This window comes from Streptomyces sp. HUAS TT7 (assembly GCF_051550175.1).
In the GTDB taxonomy this organism is placed as follows: domain Bacteria; phylum Actinomycetota; class Actinomycetes; order Streptomycetales; family Streptomycetaceae; genus Streptomyces.
The window spans coordinates 6,680,379-6,703,625 of record NZ_CP196175.1; the positions used below are offsets into that span (position 1 = coordinate 6,680,379).

Genomic DNA, 23,247 nt, shown 5'->3' on the forward strand with positions numbered 1-23,247 from the left:
GGCACCTCCTGATTCGGCATCAACTGGTGGAGCCGAGCCTAGGGCGTCTTTGCTCAGAACCAGTTCCGCCGCCCGCCGACCTCGGCCAGCCACTGATTGAGATATGCGGCCCAGTCGGTCCCCTGGAAGTCGTGGAGGCCGACCTCGAACGAGCGGTAGGAGTCGCTGCCCTCGCTGAACAGCCCCGGCTTCTTGTCCATCTCCAGGACCACGTCCATCGCGCGGTCGTCCGCGACGAAGGACAGCTCCACCTGGTTCAGACCCCGGTACTGCGACGGCGGGCGGAACTCGATCTCCTGGTAGAAGGGCAGCCGCTGCCGCGTCCCGCGGATGTGGCCCTTCTCCATGTCCGCGCTCTTGAAGCGGAAGCCCAGCTGGATGAACGCGTCGAGGATCGCCTGCTGGGCCGGCAGCGGATGCACCTGGATCGGGTCCAGGTCGCCCGAGTCGAGCGCCCGGGCGATCTCCAGCTCGGTCGTCACGCCGATGTGCATGCCCCGCAGCGGCTGTCCGGCGACGGCCGTGACCGGCGTCTCCCAGGGAATCTCCAGGCCGAACGGCACCACATGCACGGCCCCTGCCTTCACCTCGAAGGCCCCGCCGAGCCGCACCTTGGTGAACTCGATGTCCTGCTTGTGCTCGTGCTCGCCGCCCTCGACCTCGACGCGGGCCTGCAGCCCGACCGAGAGCCCCTCGATCTGCTGGTCGACCGACCCGCCCTGGATCCGCACCTCACCCTGGACGACCCCGCCCGGCACCACATTGGTCTCGGCGAGCTCGGTCTCCACCGAAGCCCCGCCGGCCCCCAAGCTCGCCAGCAGCCGCTTGAACCCCATGCCAGTCCTTCCCCTGCATCTTCTCGACCTCGACCCTACGAAGGCGCAACCGCCGTGTCCGGTTCCGTCCCGCCGTCCACTACCCTCGGACGCCATGATCGCGGGCACCGAACGTACGCCACTGCCAAGGGACTTCTTCGACCGGCCCGTCCTGGAGGTCGCTCCGGACCTCCTGGGCCGCACGCTCGTACGCCATACCGCCTCGGGCCCTCTCGAACTCCGCCTGACGGAGGTCGAGGCGTACGACGGCCCGAACGACCCGGGCTCCCACGCCTTCCGCGGCCGCACGCCCCGGAACGAGGTGATGTTCGGGCCGCCCGGCCACGCGTACGTCTACTTCACGTACGGCATGTGGCACTGCCTCAACCTGGTGTGTGGTCCCGAGGGACGCGCGAGCGGTGTTCTGCTCAGGGCGGGGGAGATCCGGGTGGGCGCAGATCTGGCCCGCAAACGTCGAATCTCGGCCCGCCATGACCGAGAACTGGCCAAAGGTCCGGCCCGCCTGGCCACCGCACTGGACGTGGGGCGGACCCTGAACGGCACCGACGTGTGCGACGGTCCGGAGGCCCCTCTCTCCATACTGACGGGTACCCCTCCCACGCCCGACCAGGTACGCAGTGGACCGCGCACCGGAGTGGGCGGCGACGGAGCCCCGCATCCGTGGCGCTTCTGGATCTCCGAGGACCCCACGGTGAGCCCGTATCGGGCGCATCAGCCCCGCAAACGCCGAACTTGACTCGGCCTCAAGCGGCGCCTAACGTAGCCCGAGCCGCTTGAGACGGGCCCTGCTGTTCAGCAACCCCAAGCGGCCATCCACTATCTACGATCGAACCCCAACGGGTCTGTATCTCGGCATGCCGAAATACGAACTCGAATGACTCGATTATGAATGGCCGGGGAAACCCGCTAAAGTAGTGGACACGCCGAAAGGGAAACGCGAAAGCGAAGATCTCGAAGCAAACCCCAATTCCGACGGGGAATCGGACACGAAAGAGTCTGATAGAGTCGGGAACACGAAATGCCGAAGGGAAGCGCCCGGAGGAAAGCCCGCGAGGGTGAGTACGAAGGAAGCGTCCGTTCCTTGAGAACTCAACAGCGTGCCAAAAGTCAACGCCAGATTGACAACCCCGTATCCGCTCCGGCGGATCGAGGTTCCTTTGAAAAGTCCATCCGTCCCCTTTTGGGGTGTGGGTGGCGACAAACACAGCGAGGACGCTGTGGACGGGCCGCCTTATTCCGGTGGTTCCGTCCCGCTCTTACGTGATGTGTGCACCCGATGACGGGTAAACATTCATGGAGAGTTTGATCCTGGCTCAGGACGAACGCTGGCGGCGTGCTTAACACATGCAAGTCGAACGATGAAGCCCTTCGGGGTGGATTAGTGGCGAACGGGTGAGTAACACGTGGGCAATCTGCCCTTCACTCTGGGACAAGCCCTGGAAACGGGGTCTAATACCGGATAACACCTTCCACCGCATGGTGGGGGGTTGAAAGCTCCGGCGGTGAAGGATGAGCCCGCGGCCTATCAGCTTGTTGGTGGGGTGATGGCCTACCAAGGCGACGACGGGTAGCCGGCCTGAGAGGGCGACCGGCCACACTGGGACTGAGACACGGCCCAGACTCCTACGGGAGGCAGCAGTGGGGAATATTGCACAATGGGCGAAAGCCTGATGCAGCGACGCCGCGTGAGGGATGACGGCCTTCGGGTTGTAAACCTCTTTCAGCAGGGAAGAAGCGCAAGTGACGGTACCTGCAGAAGAAGCGCCGGCTAACTACGTGCCAGCAGCCGCGGTAATACGTAGGGCGCAAGCGTTGTCCGGAATTATTGGGCGTAAAGAGCTCGTAGGCGGCCAGTCGCGTCGGATGTGAAAGCCCGGGGCTTAACCCCGGGTCTGCATTCGATACGGGCTGGCTAGAGTGTGGTAGGGGAGATCGGAATTCCTGGTGTAGCGGTGAAATGCGCAGATATCAGGAGGAACACCGGTGGCGAAGGCGGATCTCTGGGCCATTACTGACGCTGAGGAGCGAAAGCGTGGGGAGCGAACAGGATTAGATACCCTGGTAGTCCACGCCGTAAACGTTGGGAACTAGGTGTTGGCGACATTCCACGTCGTCGGTGCCGCAGCTAACGCATTAAGTTCCCCGCCTGGGGAGTACGGCCGCAAGGCTAAAACTCAAAGGAATTGACGGGGGCCCGCACAAGCAGCGGAGCATGTGGCTTAATTCGACGCAACGCGAAGAACCTTACCAAGGCTTGACATATACCGGAAAACATCAGAGATGGTGTCCCCCTTGTGGTCGGTATACAGGTGGTGCATGGCTGTCGTCAGCTCGTGTCGTGAGATGTTGGGTTAAGTCCCGCAACGAGCGCAACCCTTGTTCTGTGTTGCCAGCATGCCCTTCGGGGTGATGGGGACTCACAGGAGACTGCCGGGGTCAACTCGGAGGAAGGTGGGGACGACGTCAAGTCATCATGCCCCTTATGTCTTGGGCTGCACACGTGCTACAATGGCCGGTACAAAGAGCTGCGATGCCGTGAGGCGGAGCGAATCTCAAAAAGCCGGTCTCAGTTCGGATTGGGGTCTGCAACTCGACCCCATGAAGTCGGAGTTGCTAGTAATCGCAGATCAGCATTGCTGCGGTGAATACGTTCCCGGGCCTTGTACACACCGCCCGTCACGTCACGAAAGTCGGTAACACCCGAAGCCGGTGGCCCAACCCCTTGTGGGAGGGAGCTGTCGAAGGTGGGACTGGCGATTGGGACGAAGTCGTAACAAGGTAGCCGTACCGGAAGGTGCGGCTGGATCACCTCCTTTCTAAGGAGCACAGCACCGTCTGCAGGCAAGTGTCCTGCACGGTCAGCTCATGGGTGGAACGTTGACTATTCGGCACAGTTGGTTCGGTGGTTTTGCAAGTACTGCTTCGGCGTGGAACGCGAAATACATCGGCTGGCTGGGCCGGGCACGCTGTTGGGTGTCTGAAGGTGCGGCCGTGAAGGTTGTGTCTTCGGTTGCCGGCCCCAGTGCACTCGAACCGGTTGGTTCGGGGTGATGGGTGGCTGGTCGTTGTTTGAGAACTGCACAGTGGACGCGAGCATCTGTGGCCAAGTTTTTAAGGGCGCACGGTGGATGCCTTGGCACCAGGAACCGATGAAGGACGTGGGAGGCCACGATAGTCCCCGGGGAGCCGTCAACCAGGCTTTGATCCGGGGGTTTCCGAATGGGGAAACCCGGCAGTCGTCATGGGCTGTCACCCGTACCTGAACACATAGGGTATGTGGAGGGAACGAGGGGAAGTGAAACATCTCAGTACCCTCAGGAAGAGAAAACAACCGTGATTCCGGGAGTAGTGGCGAGCGAAACCGGATGAGGCCAAACCGTATGCGTGTGATACCCGGCAGGGGTTGCGCATGCGGGGTTGTGGGATCTCTCTTTCACAGTCTGCCGGCTGTGAGGCGAGTCAGAAACCGTTGGTGTAGGCGAAGGACATGCGAAAGGTCCGGCGTAGAGGGTAAGACCCCCGTAGCTGAAACATCAACGGCTCGTTTGAGAGACACCCAAGTAGCACGGGGCCCGAGAAATCCCGTGTGAATCTGGCGGGACCACCCGCTAAGCCTAAATATTCCCTGGTGACCGATAGCGGATAGTACCGTGAGGGAATGGTGAAAAGTACCGCGGGAGCGGAGTGAAATAGTACCTGAAACCGTGTGCCTACAAGCCGTGGGAGCGTCGCGCATCGAGCTTGTTCGGTGCGTCGTGACTGCGTGCCTTTTGAAGAATGAGCCTGCGAGTTAGCGGTGTGTAGCGAGGTTAACCCGTGTGGGGAAGCCGTAGCGAAAGCGAGTCCGAACAGGGCGTTTGAGTTGCACGCTCTAGACCCGAAGCGGAGTGATCTAGCCATGGGCAGGTTGAAGCGGCTGTAAGAGGTCGTGGAGGACCGAACCCACCAGGGTTGAAAACCTGGGGGATGACCTGTGGTTAGGGGTGAAAGGCCAATCAAACTCCGTGATAGCTGGTTCTCCCCGAAATGCATTTAGGTGCAGCGTCGTGTGTTTCTTGCCGGAGGTAGAGCACTGGATAGGCGATGGGCCCTACCGGGTTACTGACCTTAGCCAAACTCCGAATGCCGGTAAGTGAGAGCGCGGCAGTGAGACTGTGGGGGATAAGCTCCATGGTCGAGAGGGAAACAGCCCAGAGCATCGACTAAGGCCCCTAAGCGTACGCTAAGTGGGAAAGGATGTGGAGTCGCAGAGACAACCAGGAGGTTGGCTTAGAAGCAGCCACCCTTGAAAGAGTGCGTAATAGCTCACTGGTCAAGTGATTCCGCGCCGACAATGTAGCGGGGCTCAAGCGTACCGCCGAAGTCGTGTCAATCCAGCAATAGGGCCAACGCCTGTTGGGTTGGGTAGGGGAGCGTCGTGTGCCGGGTGAAGCTGCAGCGGAAGCTAGTGGTGGACGGTTCACGAGTGAGAATGCAGGCATGAGTAGCGATACACACGTGAGAAACGTGTGCGCCGATTGACTAAGGGTTCCTGGGTCAAGCTGATCTGCCCAGGGTAAGTCGGGACCTAAGGCGAGGCCGACAGGCGTAGTCGATGGACAACCGGTTGATATTCCGGTACCCGCTTTGAAACGCCCAGTATCGAATCAGGCGATGCTAAGCCCGTGAAGCCGTTCCGGACCCTTCGGGGAAAGGAAAGTGGTGGAGCCGGTGACCCAGACTTGTAGTAGGTAAGCGATGGGGTGACGCAGGAAGGTAGTCCAGCCCGGGCGGTGGTTGTCCCGGGGTAAGGGTGTAGGCCGTGCGGTAGGCAAATCCGTCGCACGTTGAGGCTGAGACCTGATGCCGAGCCGATTGTGGTGAAGTGGATGATCCTATGCTGTCGAGAAAAGCCTCTAGCGAGTTTCATGGCGGCCCGTACCCTAAACCGACTCAGGTGGTCAGGTAGAGAATACCGAGGCGTTCGGGTGAACTATGGTTAAGGAACTCGGCAAAATGCCCCCGTAACTTCGGGAGAAGGGGGGCCACAACTGGTGATGAGTCTTGCACTCTGAGCTGGGGGTGGCCGCAGAGACCAGCGAGAAGCGACTGTTTACTAAAAACACAGGTCCGTGCGAAGCCGTAAGGCGATGTATACGGACTGACGCCTGCCCGGTGCTGGAACGTTAAGGGGACCGGTTAGTCACATTTCGGTGTGGCGAAGCTGAGAACTTAAGCGCCAGTAAACGGCGGTGGTAACTATAACCATCCTAAGGTAGCGAAATTCCTTGTCGGGTAAGTTCCGACCTGCACGAATGGCGTAACGACTTCTCGACTGTCTCAACCATAGGCCCGGTGAAATTGCACTACGAGTAAAGATGCTCGTTTCGCGCAGCAGGACGGAAAGACCCCGGGACCTTTACTACAGTTTGATATTGGTGTTCGGTTCGGCTTGTGTAGGATAGGTGGGAGACTGTGAAGCCGTGACGCCAGTCATGGTGGAGTCGTCGTTGAAATACCACTCTGGTCGTGCTGGATGTCTAACCTCGGTCCGTGATCCGGATCAGGGACAGTGTCTGATGGGTAGTTTAACTGGGGCGGTTGCCTCCTAAAGAGTAACGGAGGCGCCCAAAGGTTCCCTCAGCCTGGTTGGCAATCAGGTGTTGAGTGTAAGTGCACAAGGGAGCTTGACTGTGAGACCGACGGGTCGAGCAGGGACGAAAGTCGGGACTAGTGATCCGGCGGTGGCTTGTGGAAGCGCCGTCGCTCAACGGATAAAAGGTACCCCGGGGATAACAGGCTGATCTTCCCCAAGAGTCCATATCGACGGGATGGTTTGGCACCTCGATGTCGGCTCGTCGCATCCTGGGGCTGGAGTCGGTCCCAAGGGTTGGGCTGTTCGCCCATTAAAGCGGTACGCGAGCTGGGTTTAGAACGTCGTGAGACAGTTCGGTCCCTATCCGCTGCGCGCGCAGGAATATTGAGAAGGGCTGTCCCTAGTACGAGAGGACCGGGACGGACGAACCTCTGGTGTGCCAGTTGTCCTGCCAAGGGCATGGCTGGTTGGCTACGTTCGGAAAGGATAACCGCTGAAAGCATCTAAGCGGGAAGCCTGCTTCGAGATGAGTGTTCCCACCCACTTGATGGGGTAAGGCTCCCAGTAGACGACTGGGTTGATAGGCCAGATGTGGAAGCCCGGTAACGGGTGGAGCTGACTGGTACTAATAGGCCGAGGGCTTGTCCTCAGTTGCTCGCGTCCACTGTGTTTGTTCTGAAGCAACGAACAGTTGCTGGTTGAGCAGAACCCACTTAATTGAAAAGTGTGCTTGTTCGCTCGAAACCGATAGGGTTTCGGTGGTCATAGCGTTAGGGAAACGCCCGGTTACATTCCGAACCCGGAAGCTAAGCCTTTCAGCGCCGATGGTACTGCAGGGGGGACCCTGTGGGAGAGTAGGACGCCGCCGAACAATATTTCAGGACCCTTGGTCCCAGCGTTCACGCTGGGACCAAGGGTCCTTTTGTTTTTCCGCTTTGCTTTGCCGAAGCGCGTCGGGCAGCCGACTGCGCGAGAATGACTGCAGTACCCGAAGACTAGGAGTCACGATGTCCACCAACTCTCCCGACGATCGTCCGGAGCGCGAGCCGCGCCGTCAGGACGGTGGTGACCGGGGCGGCTACCGCGGTGGTCGAGACGACCGCGGTCCGCGTCGTGACAACGACCGGGGTGGTTACGGCGGGCGTCGTGACGACAGCCGTGGTGGCTCCTCCGGCGGCGGTTACCCCCGCCGTGACGACCGCGGCGGCCGCCCCGCCGGCGGTGGCGGCTCGTACGGTCGCCGTGATGATCGTCCGGCGCCGCGTCGTGATGACGACCGTGGTGGGTTCCGTCGGGATGACAACCGCGGTGGTGGCGGTGGGTTCCGTCGTGACGACAGCCGTGGTGGCTCCTCCGGCGGTGGGTACGGTCGCCGTGATGATCGTCCGGCGCCGCGTCGTGACGATGACCGTGGTGGGTTCCGCCGCGATGACAACCGTGGTGGTGGCTCGTACGGCGGTGGCTTCCGCCGGGACGACAACCGTGGTGGCGGTAGCTCCTATGGCCGTCGTGATGATCGTCCGGCGCCGCGTCGTGATGACGACCGTGGTGGGTTCCGTCGGGATGACAACCGCGGTGGTGGCGGTGGGTTCCGTCGTGACGACAGCCGTGGTGGGTCCTCCGGCGGTGGGTACGGGCGTCGTGATGATCGTCCGGCTCCGCGTCGTGACGATGACCGTGGTGGGTTCCGCCGTGACGACAGCCGTGGCGGTGGTGGCTCCTACGGGCGTCGTGATGATCGTCCGGCTCCGCGTCGTGACGATGACCGTGGTGGGTTCCGCCGCGATGACAACCGCGGTGGCGGTGGTTCGTACGGGCGTCGTGATGACAACCGCAGCTCGTACGGGCGTCGTGATGATCGTCCGGCTCCGCGTCGTGATGACGAGCGTGGTGGGTTCCGTCGGGATGACAACCGTGGTGGTGGCTCGTACGGCGGTGGGTTCCGTCGTGACGACAGCCGTGGTGGCGGTGGTTCGTACGGGCGTCGCGACGACCGGCCGGCTCCCCGCCGTGATGACGACCGTGGTGGTTCGTACGGTCGCCGTGATGATCGTCCGGCGCCGCGTCGTGACGATGACCGTGGTGGGTTCCGTCGTGACGACAACCGTGGCGGTGGTGGCTCCTACGGGCGTCGCGACGACCGGCCAGCTCCCCGCCGTGATGACGAGCGCGGTGGCTATGGGCGTCGTGATGACCGTCCGGCTCCGCGTCGTGATGACGACCGTGGCGGGTTCCGTCGGGACGACCGGGGCGACCGGGGTGGGTACCGCGGGCGGGACGACCGGCGTGATGACCGCGGTGGCTACGGGCGTCGGGACGACCGGGATCGCGACCGCGAGCGCGAGCCCGTCAAGCGGCTGCCGATCGACGAGGACGTCACCGGCGACGAGATCGACGCGGATGTGCGCCAGGAGCTGATGAGCCTGCCCAAGGGCCTCGCCGAGGAGGTTGCGTGCAACCTGGTGATGGTCGCGCGGCTCATCGACGAGGAGCCCGAGCAGGCCTACGCCTACTCCCGCATCGCGCTCCGGCTCGCCTCCCGTGTGGCCGCCGTTCGCGAGGCCGCCGGATTCGCCGCGTACGCCACGCAGAAGTACTCGGAGGCCCTCGCGGAGTTCCGCGCCGCGCGCCGGATGACCGGCTCCGTCGAGCTGTGGCCCGTCATGGCGGACTGCGAGCGCGGGCTCGGCCGTCCCGAGCGGGCGCTGGCGATGGCCGGCGAGCCCGAGGTGGCCAAGCTCGACAAGGCCGGCCAGGTCGAGATGCGCCTGGTCGCGGCCGGGGCACGGCGGGACATGGGGCAGCTGGACGCCGCCATCGTGACCCTGCAGAGCCCCGAGCTCGCGTCGAACTCCGCGCAGCCCTGGACCGCGCGACTGCGGTACGCCTACGCCGACGCGCTCCTTGCGGCCGAGCGTGAGGACGAGGCCCGCGAGTGGTTCGCCAAGGCGCTTGAGGCGGACAAGGACGGCACGACCGACGCCTCCGACCGGCTCGCCGAGCTCGACGGTATCGACTTCGTGGACGCCATGGTCGAGGACGACATCGAGCCCGACAGCGACATCGACGCCGAGGGCGACCTCGACGAGCCGCGCGTCGAGATCGAGGACGAGCCCGACTTCGACGACGAGGGTGAGGAAGAGGACGACTTCGAGGGCGACGACTCGGAGATCGTCCGCGCCGCCGAGGTCGTCGACGCCGACCTGGTGGAGCCCGCGCCGGGCGAGCCCGTCCCGCCGGTCGAGAAGGTCGAGAAGGTCGAGAAGGTCGAGAAGGACGCCTGACGGCTGGCGAAGGACGCCTGACGTCTGACAAGTGAAAAGAGGCGGTGCCCCACCTGGGGCACCGCCTCTTTTTTGTTCAGTTCACGGTCAGGCTGCGCAGCACCAGGCCCGTGGCCGGTTTCGGGCCGAACGAGGTCGACTTGCGGGGCATCGTGACGCCCTGGCGGGCCAGGTCCCGGACGACTTCCTCGCGTACGGGATGCATCAGGACCGCCGTCTTGTTGTGGCGTTCCGCCTGCTCGACGGCCGCGGCCGTGTCATGGATGTACGCGATGTCGTCGGGCGTGTCCGGGATGTGCCAGATCTCGTCGAGCAGGGTCGAGTGCAGGACCGTGGCGTCGAGCGAGCGCCAGGCCGGCGGCCGGTCGGCCCGGATCGTACGGGCGAGCAGTGCCTCGTCCGGGCGGTCCAGGAGGTGGAAGCGGCCGTCGCCCGCGAGCAGGAAGGCGTTGCTCTCGGACGCCGCTTCACTCAGCGCCTCCAGGGCGCGGGCGAGCGGGACTTCGAGCGTGCGGACGCGGAAGGCGTCCGAATCCGTGACCGCGGCCAGGGCCTTGGACACCGGGAGGCGGTGCAGGAGGCGGTGGATCGCGCGGACCCGCAGCGGGTAGCGGGCGGTGTCGACGAGCAGGACCAGGCCGAAGTCCCAGGGGCCCGGCGAGGTCTGTTCGTCGCGCAGGCGCAGATAGGTGGCCCAGCGGTGGTGGCCGTCGGCGATGACCGCCTGGTGGGCCGTGAGATCGGCCTGGACCTCCGCGAGATCGGCCGGATCCGTGAGTGCCCACAGGCGGTGGCGGAAGCCGTCCTCCGTGGTGGTGCGCAGGAGCGGCTCGCGCAGGATGGTGCGGTCGATGACGGCGGTCGCGCCGGTCGGGGTGGTGTTGCCGTGGTAGGTCAGGAGCAGCGGTTCGAGGTGGGCGGCGGTGGTGCGCATGAGGTCCGCGCGGTCTTCGACGACGTGCGGCATCACGTCCTCGTGCGGCAGGACGATGCCCGCGGCCGGCTCGGACAGGGCGAGCGCCCCGATGAGACCGCGCTGCAGTATGCCGTCGCCCTCCTGCTCGTAGACGTACAGGGCGGGCTCGGGGTCAGGGGCGAGGACGCCCTCGTCGAGCCAGTCGTCCAGGGTCAGGGCGGCCTTCCGGTTGCGGGCGGCCGGAGAGGACGCCTGCGGGAGGATCAGCCGGACGATGTTGTAGGGATCCGCCGACTCCAGGTGTAGCAGCCCGTCGGGGCGTACAACGACGTCGTACGGCGGTGAGGTCACGGCGGCGAGGCTGCCCACCCGCTCGGGAACATAGCGCAGTCCGCGGAACGGGATCAGGCGCAGCCCGAGGTCCGCACGCCCAGTTGTGCTCATCCGTGCATCGTATGTGGGAGACGGGTATGCGCGATGATCGGGGGGAGAGCATCGAACGAGGAGTGGATGAAGATGAGCCAGATCGGCCGGATCATGCCGAGCGGCAGCGAGCGGGCGCTGAACGAGGCGTACGACACGGCCCTGCTGGATCTGGACGGGGTGGTCTACGCGGGCGGTGCGGCGATCGCGCATGCCGTCGATGCGCTGGCCGTGGCGCGGGACGGCGGGATGCATCTTGCTTATGTGACCAACAACGCGCTGCGGACGCCGGACGCGGTGGCCGCGCACCTCACCGAGCTCGGTGTGCCCGCCGAGCCGGCCGATGTGATCACCTCGGCGCAGGCGGTGGCCCGGCTCATCGCCGATCAACTCCCGCGGGGATCAAGGGTGTTGCTCGTCGGCGGCGAGGGGCTGCGGGTCGCGCTCCTTGAGCGCGGGCTCGTGCCGGTGGAGTCGGCCGACGACGATCCGGCGGCCGTGGTGCAGGGGTACGGCGGCCCGGACATCACCTGGGCGCGGTTCGCGGAGGCCTCGTACGCGGTGGCCCGCGGGGTGCCGTGGTTCGCCTCCAACACCGATCTGACGATTCCGAGCGGGCGGGGGATCGCACCCGGCAACGGTGCCGCGGTCGAGGTCGTCCGGATCGCGACCGGCGCCGAGCCCCAGGTGGCGGGCAAGCCGCTGCCCCCGATGCACCGCGAGACGGTGCTGCGGACCGGCGCCGAGCGGCCGCTGGTGGTGGGGGACCGGCTCGACACGGACATCGAGGGCGCGTTCAACGGCGGTGTCGACTCGCTGCTCGTGCTGACCGGGGTCACCGACGCCGCGCAGCTCCTGGCCGCGCGGCCCGAGCACCGGCCGACCTTCGTCGACGCGGATCTGCGCGGCCTGCTGACCGGGCAGCCCGAAGTGGCCGAGAGGGAGGGCGGGTTCGTGTGCGGCGGGTGGACCGCGTCCGTGGCCGACGGGGCGTTTGCGCTCGACGGGGACGGGGAGGCGATGGACGGGCTGCGGGCGCTGTGCGCGGCCGCCTGGACGCGGGCCGGCGACGGGGTGTGCGATCTCGACCCGTCGAAGGTGCTGGAACTGCTGGGCCTCTGAGCCCGGGGGTGCGTCTGAGTGAGTGCAGGGTAGGCTAGCCTAACTTGGGTGTTGGTAGACAGTCCTCCTCAGCCGCGTGACGGGACCACGTCCGCGCCCCCGGCCCCGACGGCCGGGCGCCGTACGCTACGGGCCGCCGGTCTGGTCGTGTCCGTGGGTGCCCTGGTGCTCGTAGCCGTCGCCAGCATCGCCGTCGGCGCGAAACCCATGCCGCTCGGAGACGTCTGGCACGGCCTCTTCCATGCCTCCGGTACCGCCAACGACGTCCTCATCCATGACGTACGGGTGCCGCGGACGCTGCTCGGGCTGCTCGTCGGGGCCGCGCTCGGGCTCGCCGGCGCGGTCATGCAGGCGCTCACCCGCAACCCGCTCGCCGAACCCGGCATCCTCGGGGTCAACGCCGGAGCGGCGGCCGCGGTGGTCTCCGCGATCAGCTTCCTCGGTGTCAACTCCCTTACCGGGTATGTGTGGTTCGCGTTCCTGGGGGCCGGCGTCGTGTCGGCCGCGGTGTACCTGCTCGGCGGCAGCCGGGCCGCCACCCCCGTGCGGCTCGCGCTCGCGGGGACCGCGGCGAGCGCCGTGCTGTACGGCTACATCAACGCCGTGCAGCTCACCGACTCCGCCGCCCTCAACCAGCTGCGGTTCTGGCAGGTCGGCTCGCTGGCCACGGCGGACATGGCGACCGTCACCAGGGTCGCGCCGTTCATCCTCGTCGGACTCGTCGCCGCCCTGCTGCTCGCGCGGCCGCTCAACGCGATGGCCATGGGCGACGACACCGCCCGCGCGCTCGGCGCCCATCTCACCCGGACCCGTATCACGTCGATGGTCGTGATCACCCTGCTGTGCGGGGCGGCCACCGCCGCGTGCGGGCCCATCGTGTTCATCGGCCTGATGGTCCCGCACGTCGTCCGGGCCATCACCGGGCCCGACCTGCGGTGGATCCTGCCGTACGCGGCCGTGCTCTCGCCTGTGCTGCTGCTCGGCTCCGACGTGGTCGGGCGGGTCATCACGCGGCCCGGCGAACTCCAGGTCGGCATCGTCACCGCGCTCATCGGCGGGCCCGTCTTCATCTATCTCGTACGCCGCAAGAGGATGGCCCAGCTGTGAAGGCGATACGTGTCCCCGGCGGCCTCTCCTTCCGGGCCGAGCCGCGCGCGCTCGCCGTGGTGTGCGGGCTCGCCGTCCTCGCGCTCGCGGCCGGCGTCGTCCTGATCGGCACCGGCGACTTCACGATCGCCCCCGCCGACGTCGTGAGCAGCCTGCTCGGCTCCGGCACGCCCGCGCAGGACTTCATCATCAACGAACTGCGGCTGCCGCGCGTGCTCGTGGCGCTGTTGGTGGGTGCCTCGCTCGGGATCTCGGGGGCGCTGTTCCAGTCCATCTCCCGCAATCCGCTGGGCAGTCCGGACGTCATCGGCTTCGGGCAGGGCTCCTCGGTCGGCGCGCTCACGGTCATCGTGTTCTTCCACGGCGGCGCGGTCGCGGTCTCGTTCGGTGCGCTGGCCGGCGGGCTCGCGACCGGTGTCGCCGTCTACCTCCTGGCCTGGAAGAAGGGTGTGCACGGCTACCGGCTCGTGCTCGTCGGCATCGGCGCGGCCGCGATGCTCACCGCCGGCATCCACTACCTGCTCACCAAGTCGACCCTGGTCGACGCCACGCGCTCGATGGTCTGGCTCACGGGCTCCCTCGACGGGCGCGACTGGGCCCAGGTCCGGCCGCTGTTCGTGCTGTTCGTGGTGCTGCTTCCGGTGGTCCTCACGTACGGGCGGCCGCTGAGGATGCTGGAGATGGGCGACGACGCGGCGTACGCGCTCGGCGTGCCGGTGCAGCGGACCCGTACCGTCCTGATGCTCAGCGCGGTGCTGTTGAACGCCTCCGCCACCGCGGCCGCCGGGCCCATCTCCTTCGTCGCGCTGACCGCGCCGCAGCTGGCCCGCCGCCTCACCCGCGCGACCGGGCCGAACATCCTCGTCTCCGCGTGCATGGGCGCGGCGCTTCTGGTCGTCGCCGACTGGGCGGCACAGCGGCTGTTCGGCGAGAGCACGCTGCCGGTGGGGGTGCTCACCGGGATGGTCGGCGGCGTCTATCTGCTGTGGCTCCTCGTCACCGAGCGCAGGGCGGGCCGCATGTGAGCCGCCCCGCGACGCCCACCACCAACTCCCTTGCGGATTACGGCACTTCACCCAGGAGTACGAGCATGCAGCGCCTCAGCGCCGAATCGGTCACCCTCGGCTACGACCAGCGGGTGATCGCCAAGGACCTGTCGGTCGAGATCCCGGACAACTCCTTCACAGTGATCGTCGGGCCCAACGCATGCGGCAAGTCGACCCTGCTGCGCGCCCTGTCCCGGATGCTCAAGCCGGACCAGGGGCGGGTGCTGCTCGACGGGCAGAGCATCCACTCGCTGCCCGCGAAGAAGGTCGCCAGGACGCTCGGACTGCTTCCGCAGTCCTCCATCGCGCCGGACGGGATCACGGTGGGGGACCTCGTGGCGCGCGGGCGCTACCCGCACCAGGGGCTGCTGCGGCAGTGGTCGCCCGAGGACGAGCGGATCGTCCAGGAGTCCATGGACGCGACGGGGGTCGGCGGGCTCGGTGAGCGGTATGTCGACGAGCTGTCCGGGGGGCAGCGGCAGCGGGTCTGGATCGCCATGGCGCTCGCTCAGCAGACGCCGCTGCTGCTGCTCGACGAGCCGACGACGTTTCTGGACATCCAGCACCAGATCGAGGTGCTGGACCTTTGCGCTCGGCTCCATGAGTCGCAGGGGCGGACGTTGGTGGCCGTGCTGCACGATCTCAACCAGGCGGCTCGGTATGCCTCTCACCTCATTGCCATGAGGGAGGGGCGGGTGGTGGCCGAGGGGGCGCCTTCGGAGGTGGTGACGGCGTCGCTCGTCGAGGAGGTCTTCGGGGTGCGGTGCCAGGTGATCCCGGATCCGGAGACGGGGACTCCGCTGGTGGTGCCGGCGGCGCCTCGGCGGGGGGCGTTGGTGGGCTGAGTCTTCCCCACCCCGCCCCTTCCCGCTGTGACACTCTGCGGCTCCGCCGCGTGGCCTCCGGGGGCTGGAAGGGGGTGAAGCCAGTTTTCCTGGGGCTCTGCCCCAGACCCCGTTCGCGCCTTAAGGGCGCTCGTCCTCAATCGCCGGACAGGCTGAAGATGTCGGTGCGGGCCAGCGCTGATGCTGCTAGGGGCGCGGGGAACTGCGCGAGCACGCACGGGCCGCAGACGAACAGGGTCTGGGGGCGCGGGGAACTGCGCGGGAGGCGGGCCGGGGTCAGAGCAGGGTTCTCAGGCGGAGGAGGTCTCGGAAGCCCGCTTCCAGGCGGACCCTGCCCGACGCCCAGGCCTTCGCGAAGTTCAGCTCCCCGTCCACCATCGCCACCAGATCGTCCCCCTTCATCGCCAGGCGGATCTGGGCCTTCTCCCGGGGCGGCCCGGAAGCCGTGTCGTGGACCTCGATGCGCCCGGACCGGAGGCGGCCCGCGAACGTGACGTCCAGGTCCGTGACGTGGCAGCTCAGCGAGCGGTCCAGCGCGGCGGCGGCCTGCACGTCGCCCTCCGCCCGGGCCAGATTGTCCGAAAGTTTGTCGAGTGCGCTGCGGCACTCCTCCATGGTCGCCATCGTGATCGACCGTACCTCAGGGCTTCGCGGTAGCGTCTTGGCATGAGCGACTCGATGCCGGGCCCCGAGGTGGAAGCCGTCGTGGAACCCGAGCCGGGACCCGAGGTGGCCGGGCCCTCTCCCCTGGACGTACCCCGTACCCCTACCGGCGACGCCGGGATCGACGCCCTCGTCGAGCGGCTCGGGGACGTCGACCACCTCGGTACGGACGGACACCTGGAGGTGTACGAGGATGTACACCGGGGGCTGCGCGACTCACTGACCGCGCTCGACGCCAGGCAGGGGCCTTCTCCCGGCCCGGGGGCCACGGCGCCGGGAACCTCCGGGACGGTCCGGCCGTTGGCCGACCAGCGCCCTTAGCGGTCCGCCGGACCGCCGACAGAACTACGACTACAGGAGCTGAACCGAACGTGGCAGGAGTGGCACGCCGCCGCCTCGACGCCGAGCTGGTGCGCCGGAAACTCGCGCGGTCGCGGGAGCACGCCGCCCAGCTGATCGCCGCGGGGCGGGTGAGTGTCGGCAAGACCGTCGCCACCAAGTCCGCGACCCAGGTCGAGACCGCTGCCGCCATCGTGGTCGTCGAGGACGACAGCGACCCCGACTATGTCTCGCGCGGTGGGCACAAGCTCGCCGGCGCCTTCGCGGCTTTCGTGCCGCAGGGGCTCAGGATCGAGGGGCGGCGGGCGCTCGACGCGGGCGCGTCCACCGGCGGCTTCACCGATGTGCTGCTGCGCGCCGGAGCCGGGCACGTGGTCGCCGTCGACGTCGGCTACGGACAGCTCGCCTGGTCCCTTCAGAGTGACGACCGGGTCACCGTGAAGGACCGTACGAACGTACGCGAGTTGACGCTCGACGACATCGACGGGCAGCCCGCGGACATCGTCGTGGGCGACCTCTCCTTCATCGCGCTCGGCCTGGTCCTGCCCGCCCTCGTGCGCTGCTCGGCGCCCGACGCGGACCTGGTCCTCATGGTCAAGCCGCAGTTCGAGATCGGCAAGGAACGGCTCGGGAGCGGCGGCGTCGTACGCAGCCCCGAGCTGCGGGCCGAGACGGTGCGGACCGTCGCGGCCCAGGCGGCCGCACTCGGCCTCGGGGTCGTCGGGGTCACCGCGAGCCCGCTGCCCGGGCCCTCCGGCAACGTCGAGTACTTTCTGTGGCTGCGGGCCGGGGCGCCCGCGCTCGATCCCGCGGACGTGGAGCGCGCAGTGGCGGAGGGACCTCGTTGAGCTCGTCGGAGAACAACCCGGAGAACAGCACGGCGGCACGCACCGTATTCCTGCTCGCGCACACCGGAAGGCCGGCCGCCATCCGCAGCGCGGAGCTGGTCGTACGGGGCCTGCTGCGCAGCGGCCTCGGCGTACGGGTGCTGCGGGCGGAGGCGGCCGACCTGCCGCTGCCCGCCGAGGCGGAGATCGTCGAGGAGGCCACCCCCGAGTGCCTCGACGCCTGTGAGCTGCTCATCGTCCTCGGCGGTGACGGCACCCTGCTGCGCGGCGCCGAGCTCGCCCGGGCGTCCGGCGTGCCGATGCTCGGCGTGAACCTCGGCCGCGTCGGCTTCCTCGCGGAGGCCGAGCGCGACGACCTCGACAAGGTCGTCGACCGGGTCGTGACACGGGCCTACGAGGTCGAGGAGCGGATGACCCTCGACGTCGTCGTGCACAACAACGGCGATGTGGTGCACCAGGACTGGGCCCTCAACGAGGCGGCCGTCCAGAAGGTGTCGCCCGAGCGGATGCTGGAGGTCGTCCTGGAGATCGACGGCCGGCCCGTGACCGGGTTCGGCTGCGACGGCATCGTGTGCGCCACCCCGACCGGTTCGACCGCGTACGCCTTCTCGGCCGGCGGGCCCGTGGTGTGGCCCGAGGTCGAGGCGCTGCTCATGGTGCCGATCAGCGCGCACGCGCTGTTCGCCAAGCCGCTGGTCACCTCGCCCACCTCGGTGCTCGCGGTCGAGGTGCAGCCGCACACGCCGCACGGCGTGCTGTGGTGCGACGGGCGCCGCACGGTCGAACTCCCTTCGGGCGCGCGGGTGGAGGTGCGGCGAGGGGCCGTTCCGGTACGGCTCGCCCGGCTGCACCACGCCTCGTTCACCGACCGGCTCGTCGCCAAGTTCGCCCTGCCGGTGTCGGGTTGGCGCGGCGCGCCGCACTGACCGGTCCGTATGCGGCGGGCCTCAGGACGCGGCCAGCGTCCTGATCGCCCGCCTGCGCAGCGCCGACCGCACCGGCACACCCGTGGCCAGCAGGGTGAGGACCAGCGTGCCGCCCGCCATGCCGAGTGCGGTCGGCCACGGCAGGTACGGGATCCACGAGCCGAACGCGGCCGTCAGCATCGGGGCCAGGGTCGCGAGCGCGACCACCGCGCCGAGCACCAGGGCCGTGGCCGCGACGATGCCCGCCTCCCACGCCGCCATCGAGCGGACCTGGCCCGGCAGGGTGCCGACCACCCTCAGCAGGGCTATGTCGCGGCGCCGCTCGAAGGAGATCATCGCCAGGGTGTTGGCCGCGGCGATCGCGGCGAAACCGGCGTAGAGACCCGTGCCGAAGTAGTCGAGCCAGACCTCGCCCGCGCTGCCCGCGGAACCCGTGTAGTGGGCCGCCGTCGTATGCATCGCGATCTTGGTGAGCCCGAAGCCGGTGACCAGGACCAGCGGCACCACCGCGGCCGAGAAGCGGCGCGGCTGTGAGCGGACGTTGAGCATCGCCAGGCGCGCGCTGCCGCCGAACCGGCGGGCCGGCGCCGAGACGAGGCGGGCGGCCGGGCCGACGATCTTCGGGCCGAGCAGCCCCGCTCCGACGCAGAACAGCAGCAGCACGAGGAACGAGGCCTGCCCGGCCTTGTCCGACGACTGGTGGGCCAGGGACAGCGACAGGGCGCCACCGCCCGCCACCGCGATCACGCCCAGCGGGGCCCGCACCTTGCCGAGCCCGCGCCGGCCCGCCGACGCCTCGTCCAGGGCCCGCGCCGGGCGCAGCATCGAGAAGCGCAGCGAGGCAAGGAACGCGGCGAGCGCCGAGGTCACCACGGCGACGGCCAGACATACGGGCAGCGCGAACCAGGTGAACCGGTACGTCACCTCGGCCGGGACCAGGCCGTGGTCGCGCAGCCCCGCGAACCAGACCCGGCTCAACAGGCCGCCGCCGAGCAGGAACCCGGCGAGCGCGGCCGGCACCGCGGCGGCCACTGCCTGGACCACCACGGCTCGCCGCACCTGCCGGGGCCGGGCGCCGATGGCGCGTACCAGGGCGAGCTCGCGGTGCTGCTGGGTCACCGCGGTGCCCATCGTCGAGGCGATCACGAAGATCGACATGTAGATGGAGCCGATGAGCATCACGGTCGCCATGTCGCCGATGCCGTTGGCCGCGAGTGCCCCGCGGGCCTGTGTGGACAGGCCCTTTGTCGATGTGCTGACGAGGAGGGTCATCGAAGCGCTCACCACGGTCGCGGCGAACAGCGCGGCCACGAACGTCCCGACGAATGCCGGGCGGTGGCCGCGCAGGGCGGAGTGGGCCAGTCCTGTGCTCATGCTTCAACCCTCCCGGGGAGGGTGGTGCCAGGACCATCCGGCCAGCATCATGATCTTGCTCGGGTTTTCCCCCGTACCGACGGTTGGGACTCCACGAGATGGTGACGGGCCGGGGGGCGTCGCACACCGGGCCCAGGACCTCGTAAGGTCGTGTCCGTGTTGGAGGAGATGCGGATACGGTCGCTCGGGGTCATCGACGACGCTGTCGTGGAGCTTTCGCCCGGTTTCACCGCGGTGACCGGCGAGACCGGTGCGGGCAAGACCATGGTCGTCACCAGCCTGGGGCTGCTGCTCGGCGGACGTGCCGACCCCGCCCTGGTACGGATCGGCGCCAAGGCGGCGGTCGTCGAGGGGCGGATCGCGCTGCGGCCCGGCACCTCGGCGGTGCTGCGGGCTGAGGAGGCCGGGGCCGAGCTCGACGACGGCGCGCTGCTCGTGAGCCGTACCGTTTCGGCGGAGGGCCGCTCGCGGGCGTTCCTCGGCGGGCGGTCGGTGCCGGTCGGGGTGCTCGCCGAACTCGCCGACGAACTCGTCGCGGTGCACGGCCAGACCGACCAGCAGGGCCTGCTGCGCCCGGCCCGGCAGCGCGAGGCGCTCGACCGGTACGCGGGTGACGCGGTGGCGGGCCCCCTCGCCAAGTACGCCGGGGCCTACAAGCGGCTGCGGGCCGTCGCCGTCGAGCTGGAGGAGCTGATCACGCGGGCGCGCGAGCGTGCGCAGGAGGCCGATCTGCTGCGGTTCGGGCTGAACGAGATCGCCGCCGTCGAGCCGTTGCCCGGCGAGGACGCCGAGCTCGCGGCCGAAGCCGAACGGCTCGGGCACGCCGAGGCGCTCGCCTCCGCGGCGGCCGTTGCGCACGCGGCCCTGGCCGGCAACCCCGAGGACCCGGAGAGCGTGGACGCGACGACCCTGGTCGCGGGCGCGCACCGGGCCCTTGAGGCCGTACGTTCCCACGACCCCGCGCTCGCGGCGCTCGCCGAACGCATCGGCGAGGTCGCCATCCTGCTCGGCGACGTGGCGGGCGAACTCGCCGGATACGCCGACGACCTGGACGCCGACCCGCTGCGGCTCGCCGCCGTCGAGGAGCGCAGGGCCGCCCTGACCGCCCTGACGCGCAAGTACGGCGAGGACATCACGGCCGTACTCGCCTGGGCGCAGGAGGGGGCCGCGCGGCTCACCGAGCTCGACGGCGACGACGACCGGATCGGGGAGCTCACGGCCGAGCGGGACGGGCTGCGGGCCGAACTGTCCGTCCTGGCCCAGGAGTTGACGGACGCCCGCACCGAGGCCGCGGCCCGGTTCGCGGAGGCCGTCACCGCCGAGCTCGCCTCGCTCGCGATGCCGCACGCACGGGTGTCGTTCGCCGTCGGCCAGAGCGAGGATCCCGAGGGCGTCGAGGTCGGCGGCAGGACGGTGGCGTACGGGCCGACCGGCGCCGACGAGGTCGAGCTGCTGCTCGCCCCGCACCCGGGCGCACCGCCCCGGCCCATCGCCAAGGGCGCCTCGGGCGGTGAGCTCTCGCGGGTGATGCTCGCCGTGGAGGTCGTCTTCGCGGGCACGGACCCGGTGCCGACGTATCTCTTCGACGAGGTCGACGCGGGCGTCGGCGGCAAGGCGGCGGTCGAGATCGGCCGCCGGCTCGCCAAGCTCGCCAAGTCGGCGCAGGTCGTGGTGGTCACGCACCTGCCGCAGGTGGCGGCGTTCGCCGACCGCCAGCTCCTGGTCGAGAAGACCAACGACGGCACGGTCACGCGGTCCGGCGTCACGGTCCTGGAGGGCGAGGACCGGGTGCGCGAGCTGTCGCGCATGCTGGCCGGCCAGGAGGACTCTCAGACGGCCCGGGCGCACGCGGAGGAACTCCTGGCCACCGCCCGCGCGGACGGATAGCCCCCGTAGGTTGATCCGTATGGCTGATGTGGCGGGTGGGATCAGGGCGTTCGGTGTGGCCGGAGCGGTGGCGCGGGCTGCCTACTCCGGGCTCAGGACCCGGCGGGACGAGCGGTTCACGCGGAAGAACTACGCGGGTCGCACCGTCGACCTGTACTCCGGTCCCGCACTCGCGCTCGGCGCGCTCGCCGGAAGCGCGACCCTGCGGACCCGTGCGGCCGGGCTCGTCGCCATCGGGGCGGGCGCACTGTGCGGGGCGTACGACGATGTCCGAAAGGACCACCGGCGCGGCTTCCGGGACCACCTCGCGGCGCTCGGGAGCGGCGAACTCACCAGCGGGGCCGTCAAGTTGATCGGGATCGGCGGGGCCGGTCTGGCCGCCGGGGCGCTGCTTAAGGAGCGGCCTGTCGACACATTGCTCGCCGGGGTGGTCGTGGCCGGGACCGCGCACCTCGTCAACCTGGTGGACCTGCGCCCCGGCCGCGCCACCGGCCTCGTACTCGCGCTCGGCGCTCCGGGGCTGCTGCGCGGGCCCGAGGCGGCCGTGCCGATGGGAGCCGCGGCCGCGATCCTCGCCGACGACCTCGGCGAGCGCACGATGATCGGCGACAGCGGCGCGCACGCGCTGGGGGCGGCCCTCGGCGTCGCCATCGCCGGCGGCAACGGGCGGACCGGACTCGCCGTGCACGCCGCCGCACTGCTCGCCGCGGCCGCCTGGGCGGAGTCCCGCATTCCGCGCTGAGGGCCTCGCGCGTCCGCACCGGACCGCCCGGGCGGAGCCCTGTATTCCGCGAGCCGGAACCCTTGGCGCACGTGTTCGTTCACCCATCGGAGTGCTTCAGGTGTGGTGATCTCCCCGGCGCGACACGGAAGGAACCTCCGGACGGTGCCGGAACGCCCGTACGGACTGGCATCCTTGGCCGGGAACCACCGACCTCCACCGCCGACTCGGCCGCTCCGGGAGCCTGTTCACGTGACTCAGCTGCGTACGGTCCAAGTGCTGGGCGGCGGCAGCGCGGGCAGCAGCGCGCACGTCAGGTCGCTCGCGGCCGGTCTGGCCGCGCGAGGCGTACGCGTCACCGTCTGCGCCCCCGCCGAACTGGAGCGGGAGTACGACTTCCGCGCCGCCGGGGCTCATTTCGTACCGGTCTCGCGGCGCAGCGACCCGGCGGCGGTCGGCGCCCTGCGGGCCGCCTGCGCCGACGCCGACGTCGTCCACGCGCACGGGCTGCACGCGGCCGTCCGTGCCGCCCTCGCGCTCCGGGGCCGCAAGGGCGTGCCGCTGGTCGTCACCTGGCACACCCGCGCGCACGCCGAAGGCGCCCGCGGCCAGGTCCTGCGCCTCCTGGAGCGCCGGGTCTCGCGGGCCGCGGCCGTGGTGCTCGCCACCTCGTCCGACCTCGTCGACCGGGCCCGCAGCCGCGGCGCGCGGGACGCCCGGCTCGCCGCGGTCGCCGTCCCCGCGCCCCGCCTTGCGTCCGGGCTCCTCGACGACAAGGCGCGGGCCGAACTCGGCGCCGTGGACCGGCCGTTGCTGATGGCCGTGGGCAGCCTCGTCGAACACCGCGGCTACGAGGTGCTCCTGGACGCGGCCCGCACCTGGCGCGATCTCGACACCGTGCCGCTGCTCGTCATCGCGGGGGAGGGGCGCGGGCGGGCCGCGCTGCAACGCCGGATCGAGGCGGAGTCCCTGCCGGTGCGGCTCGTCGGGCGGCGCGACGACATCACCGAGCTGCTCGCGGCCGCCGACATCGCGGTCCTGCCCAGCCGCTGGGAGGCCCGCTCGCTGCTCGCCCAGGAGGCGCTGCGCCTTGGCGTGCCGCTGGTCGCGACGGCCGTCGGCGGTGTGCCGGAGCTGGTGGGGGACGCGGCGCTGCTCGTCCCGTACGGGGACGCAGAGGCGCTCGCGGACGCGGTCGTACGCCTCCTGGCGGACCCCGGGGCGTGCCGCGCCCTGGCCGAGGCGGGGCGGGCGCAGGCCGAGACCTGGCCCACCGAGGACGAAACGGTTGCTCAAGTCCTCGCCGTCTACGACGAGTTGGCCCCTTCGTAGGTC

The 23,247-nt window shown here is 68.8% G+C and carries 16 protein-coding genes, 3 rRNA genes and 1 pseudogene; 16 read left to right on the top strand and 4 right to left on the bottom strand.

What is annotated here, in order from left to right:
* Positions 1–53: 53 nt before the first annotated feature.
* A complete protein-coding gene (locus tag ACSHXC_RS30080; RefSeq protein ID WP_438294568.1) occupies positions 54–836 on the bottom strand; it encodes a sporulation protein in 783 nt (260 codons plus the stop codon).
* Between the two features lie 94 nt (positions 837–930).
* On the opposite strand from ACSHXC_RS30080, the gene ACSHXC_RS30085 reads away from it, so the two are divergent.
* The 6 genes and pseudogenes from ACSHXC_RS30085 to ACSHXC_RS30110 all read left to right on the top strand — a co-directional run bounded on the left by ACSHXC_RS30085 (position 931) and on the right by ACSHXC_RS30110 (position 9,695).
* Positions 931–1,572: a DNA-3-methyladenine glycosylase gene (locus ACSHXC_RS30085; protein WP_438294569.1), complete on the top strand. Its 642-nt coding sequence runs from the start codon at positions 931–933 to the stop codon at positions 1,570–1,572.
* Between the two features lie 554 nt (positions 1,573–2,126).
* Positions 2,127–3,652: ribosomal RNA gene (locus ACSHXC_RS30090) — 16S ribosomal RNA — on the top strand.
* A 285-nt stretch (positions 3,653–3,937) separates the two neighbouring features.
* Positions 3,938–7,060, top strand: a 23S ribosomal RNA gene (locus ACSHXC_RS30095).
* A gap of 105 nt (positions 7,061–7,165) precedes the next feature.
* Positions 7,166–7,282 (top strand): 5S ribosomal RNA (rrf, locus tag ACSHXC_RS30100).
* Together the 16S, 23S and 5S rRNA genes form the textbook arrangement of a ribosomal RNA operon.
* 136 nt (positions 7,283–7,418) lie before the next feature.
* Positions 7,419–8,426: pseudogene (locus ACSHXC_RS30105) on the top strand (hypothetical protein); the annotation flags it as partial.
* Positions 8,427–8,813: 387 nt separating this feature from the next.
* Positions 8,814–9,695 (top strand): hypothetical protein, encoded by an 882-nt coding sequence (locus ACSHXC_RS30110; protein ID WP_438296902.1) that lies wholly within the window; start codon positions 8,814–8,816, stop codon positions 9,693–9,695.
* Positions 9,696–9,771: 76 nt separating this feature from the next.
* Here ACSHXC_RS30110 and ACSHXC_RS30115 read toward each other — a convergent pair whose 3' ends face one another.
* Positions 9,772–11,055, bottom strand: a complete 1,284-nt coding sequence (locus ACSHXC_RS30115; protein WP_438294570.1) for a DUF1015 domain-containing protein — start codon at positions 11,053–11,055, stop codon at positions 9,772–9,774.
* A 72-nt stretch (positions 11,056–11,127) separates the two neighbouring features.
* Here ACSHXC_RS30115 and ACSHXC_RS30120 point away from each other — a divergent pair, with 72 nt between their 5' ends.
* The 4 genes from ACSHXC_RS30120 (at position 11,128) to ACSHXC_RS30135 (ending at position 15,154) form a co-directional block, all read left to right on the top strand.
* Positions 11,128–12,156, top strand: a complete 1,029-nt coding sequence (locus tag ACSHXC_RS30120) for an HAD-IIA family hydrolase (protein ID WP_438294571.1) — start codon at positions 11,128–11,130, stop codon at positions 12,154–12,156.
* A 51-nt stretch (positions 12,157–12,207) separates the two neighbouring features.
* Positions 12,208–13,263 carry a FecCD family ABC transporter permease gene (locus ACSHXC_RS30125; RefSeq protein ID WP_438296903.1) on the top strand — a complete coding sequence of 352 codons (1,056 nt, stop codon included), beginning with the start codon at positions 12,208–12,210 and terminating at the stop codon, positions 13,261–13,263.
* Complete coding sequence (locus ACSHXC_RS30130) at positions 13,260–14,288, top strand: FecCD family ABC transporter permease (protein WP_438294572.1); 1,029 nt, start codon at positions 13,260–13,262, stop codon at positions 14,286–14,288. The genes ACSHXC_RS30125 and ACSHXC_RS30130 overlap by 4 nt, the downstream gene beginning before the upstream one ends.
* Before the next feature lie 65 nt (positions 14,289–14,353).
* Positions 14,354–15,154, top strand: coding sequence for an ABC transporter ATP-binding protein (locus tag ACSHXC_RS30135; RefSeq protein WP_438294573.1), 801 nt, complete (start codon positions 14,354–14,356; stop codon positions 15,152–15,154).
* A 276-nt stretch (positions 15,155–15,430) separates the two neighbouring features.
* Here ACSHXC_RS30135 and ACSHXC_RS30140 read toward each other — a convergent pair whose 3' ends face one another.
* Positions 15,431–15,778, bottom strand: a complete 348-nt coding sequence (locus ACSHXC_RS30140) for an SCP2 sterol-binding domain-containing protein (RefSeq protein WP_438294574.1) — start codon at positions 15,776–15,778, stop codon at positions 15,431–15,433.
* A gap of 42 nt (positions 15,779–15,820) precedes the next feature.
* Between ACSHXC_RS30140 and ACSHXC_RS30145 the strand changes: the two genes are divergently transcribed.
* Genes ACSHXC_RS30145 through ACSHXC_RS30155 form a run of 3 tightly spaced genes read left to right on the top strand, consistent with a single transcriptional unit; the run spans position 15,821 to position 17,930 of the window.
* Positions 15,821–16,138 (top strand): hypothetical protein, encoded by a 318-nt coding sequence (locus ACSHXC_RS30145; RefSeq protein ID WP_438294575.1) that lies wholly within the window; start codon positions 15,821–15,823, stop codon positions 16,136–16,138.
* A gap of 50 nt (positions 16,139–16,188) precedes the next feature.
* Positions 16,189–17,004, top strand: coding sequence for a TlyA family RNA methyltransferase (locus tag ACSHXC_RS30150; RefSeq protein ID WP_438294576.1), 816 nt, complete (start codon positions 16,189–16,191; stop codon positions 17,002–17,004).
* Positions 17,001–17,930: an NAD kinase gene (locus ACSHXC_RS30155; RefSeq protein ID WP_189961931.1), complete on the top strand. Its 930-nt coding sequence runs from the start codon at positions 17,001–17,003 to the stop codon at positions 17,928–17,930. The genes ACSHXC_RS30150 and ACSHXC_RS30155 overlap by 4 nt, the downstream gene beginning before the upstream one ends.
* A 21-nt stretch (positions 17,931–17,951) precedes the next feature.
* Here ACSHXC_RS30155 and ACSHXC_RS30160 read toward each other — a convergent pair whose 3' ends face one another.
* A complete protein-coding gene (locus tag ACSHXC_RS30160; protein ID WP_438294577.1) occupies positions 17,952–19,304 on the bottom strand; it encodes an FtsX-like permease family protein in 1,353 nt (450 codons plus the stop codon).
* 168 nt (positions 19,305–19,472) lie between these two features.
* Here ACSHXC_RS30160 and recN point away from each other — a divergent pair, with 168 nt between their 5' ends.
* The 3 genes from recN (at position 19,473) to ACSHXC_RS30175 (ending at position 23,244) form a co-directional block, all read left to right on the top strand.
* The gene (recN, locus tag ACSHXC_RS30165) at positions 19,473–21,191 is read left to right on the top strand and encodes a DNA repair protein RecN (RefSeq protein ID WP_438296904.1); all 1,719 of its coding nucleotides are present in this window, start codon (positions 19,473–19,475) and stop codon (positions 21,189–21,191) included.
* A 19-nt stretch (positions 21,192–21,210) separates the two neighbouring features.
* A complete protein-coding gene (locus ACSHXC_RS30170) occupies positions 21,211–21,933 on the top strand; it encodes a hypothetical protein (protein WP_438294578.1) in 723 nt (240 codons plus the stop codon).
* Between the two features lie 231 nt (positions 21,934–22,164).
* On the top strand, positions 22,165–23,244 hold the full coding sequence (locus ACSHXC_RS30175; protein ID WP_438294579.1) for a glycosyltransferase family 4 protein: 1,080 nt from the start codon (positions 22,165–22,167) through the stop codon (positions 23,242–23,244).
* Positions 23,245–23,247: the final 3 nt, after the last annotated feature.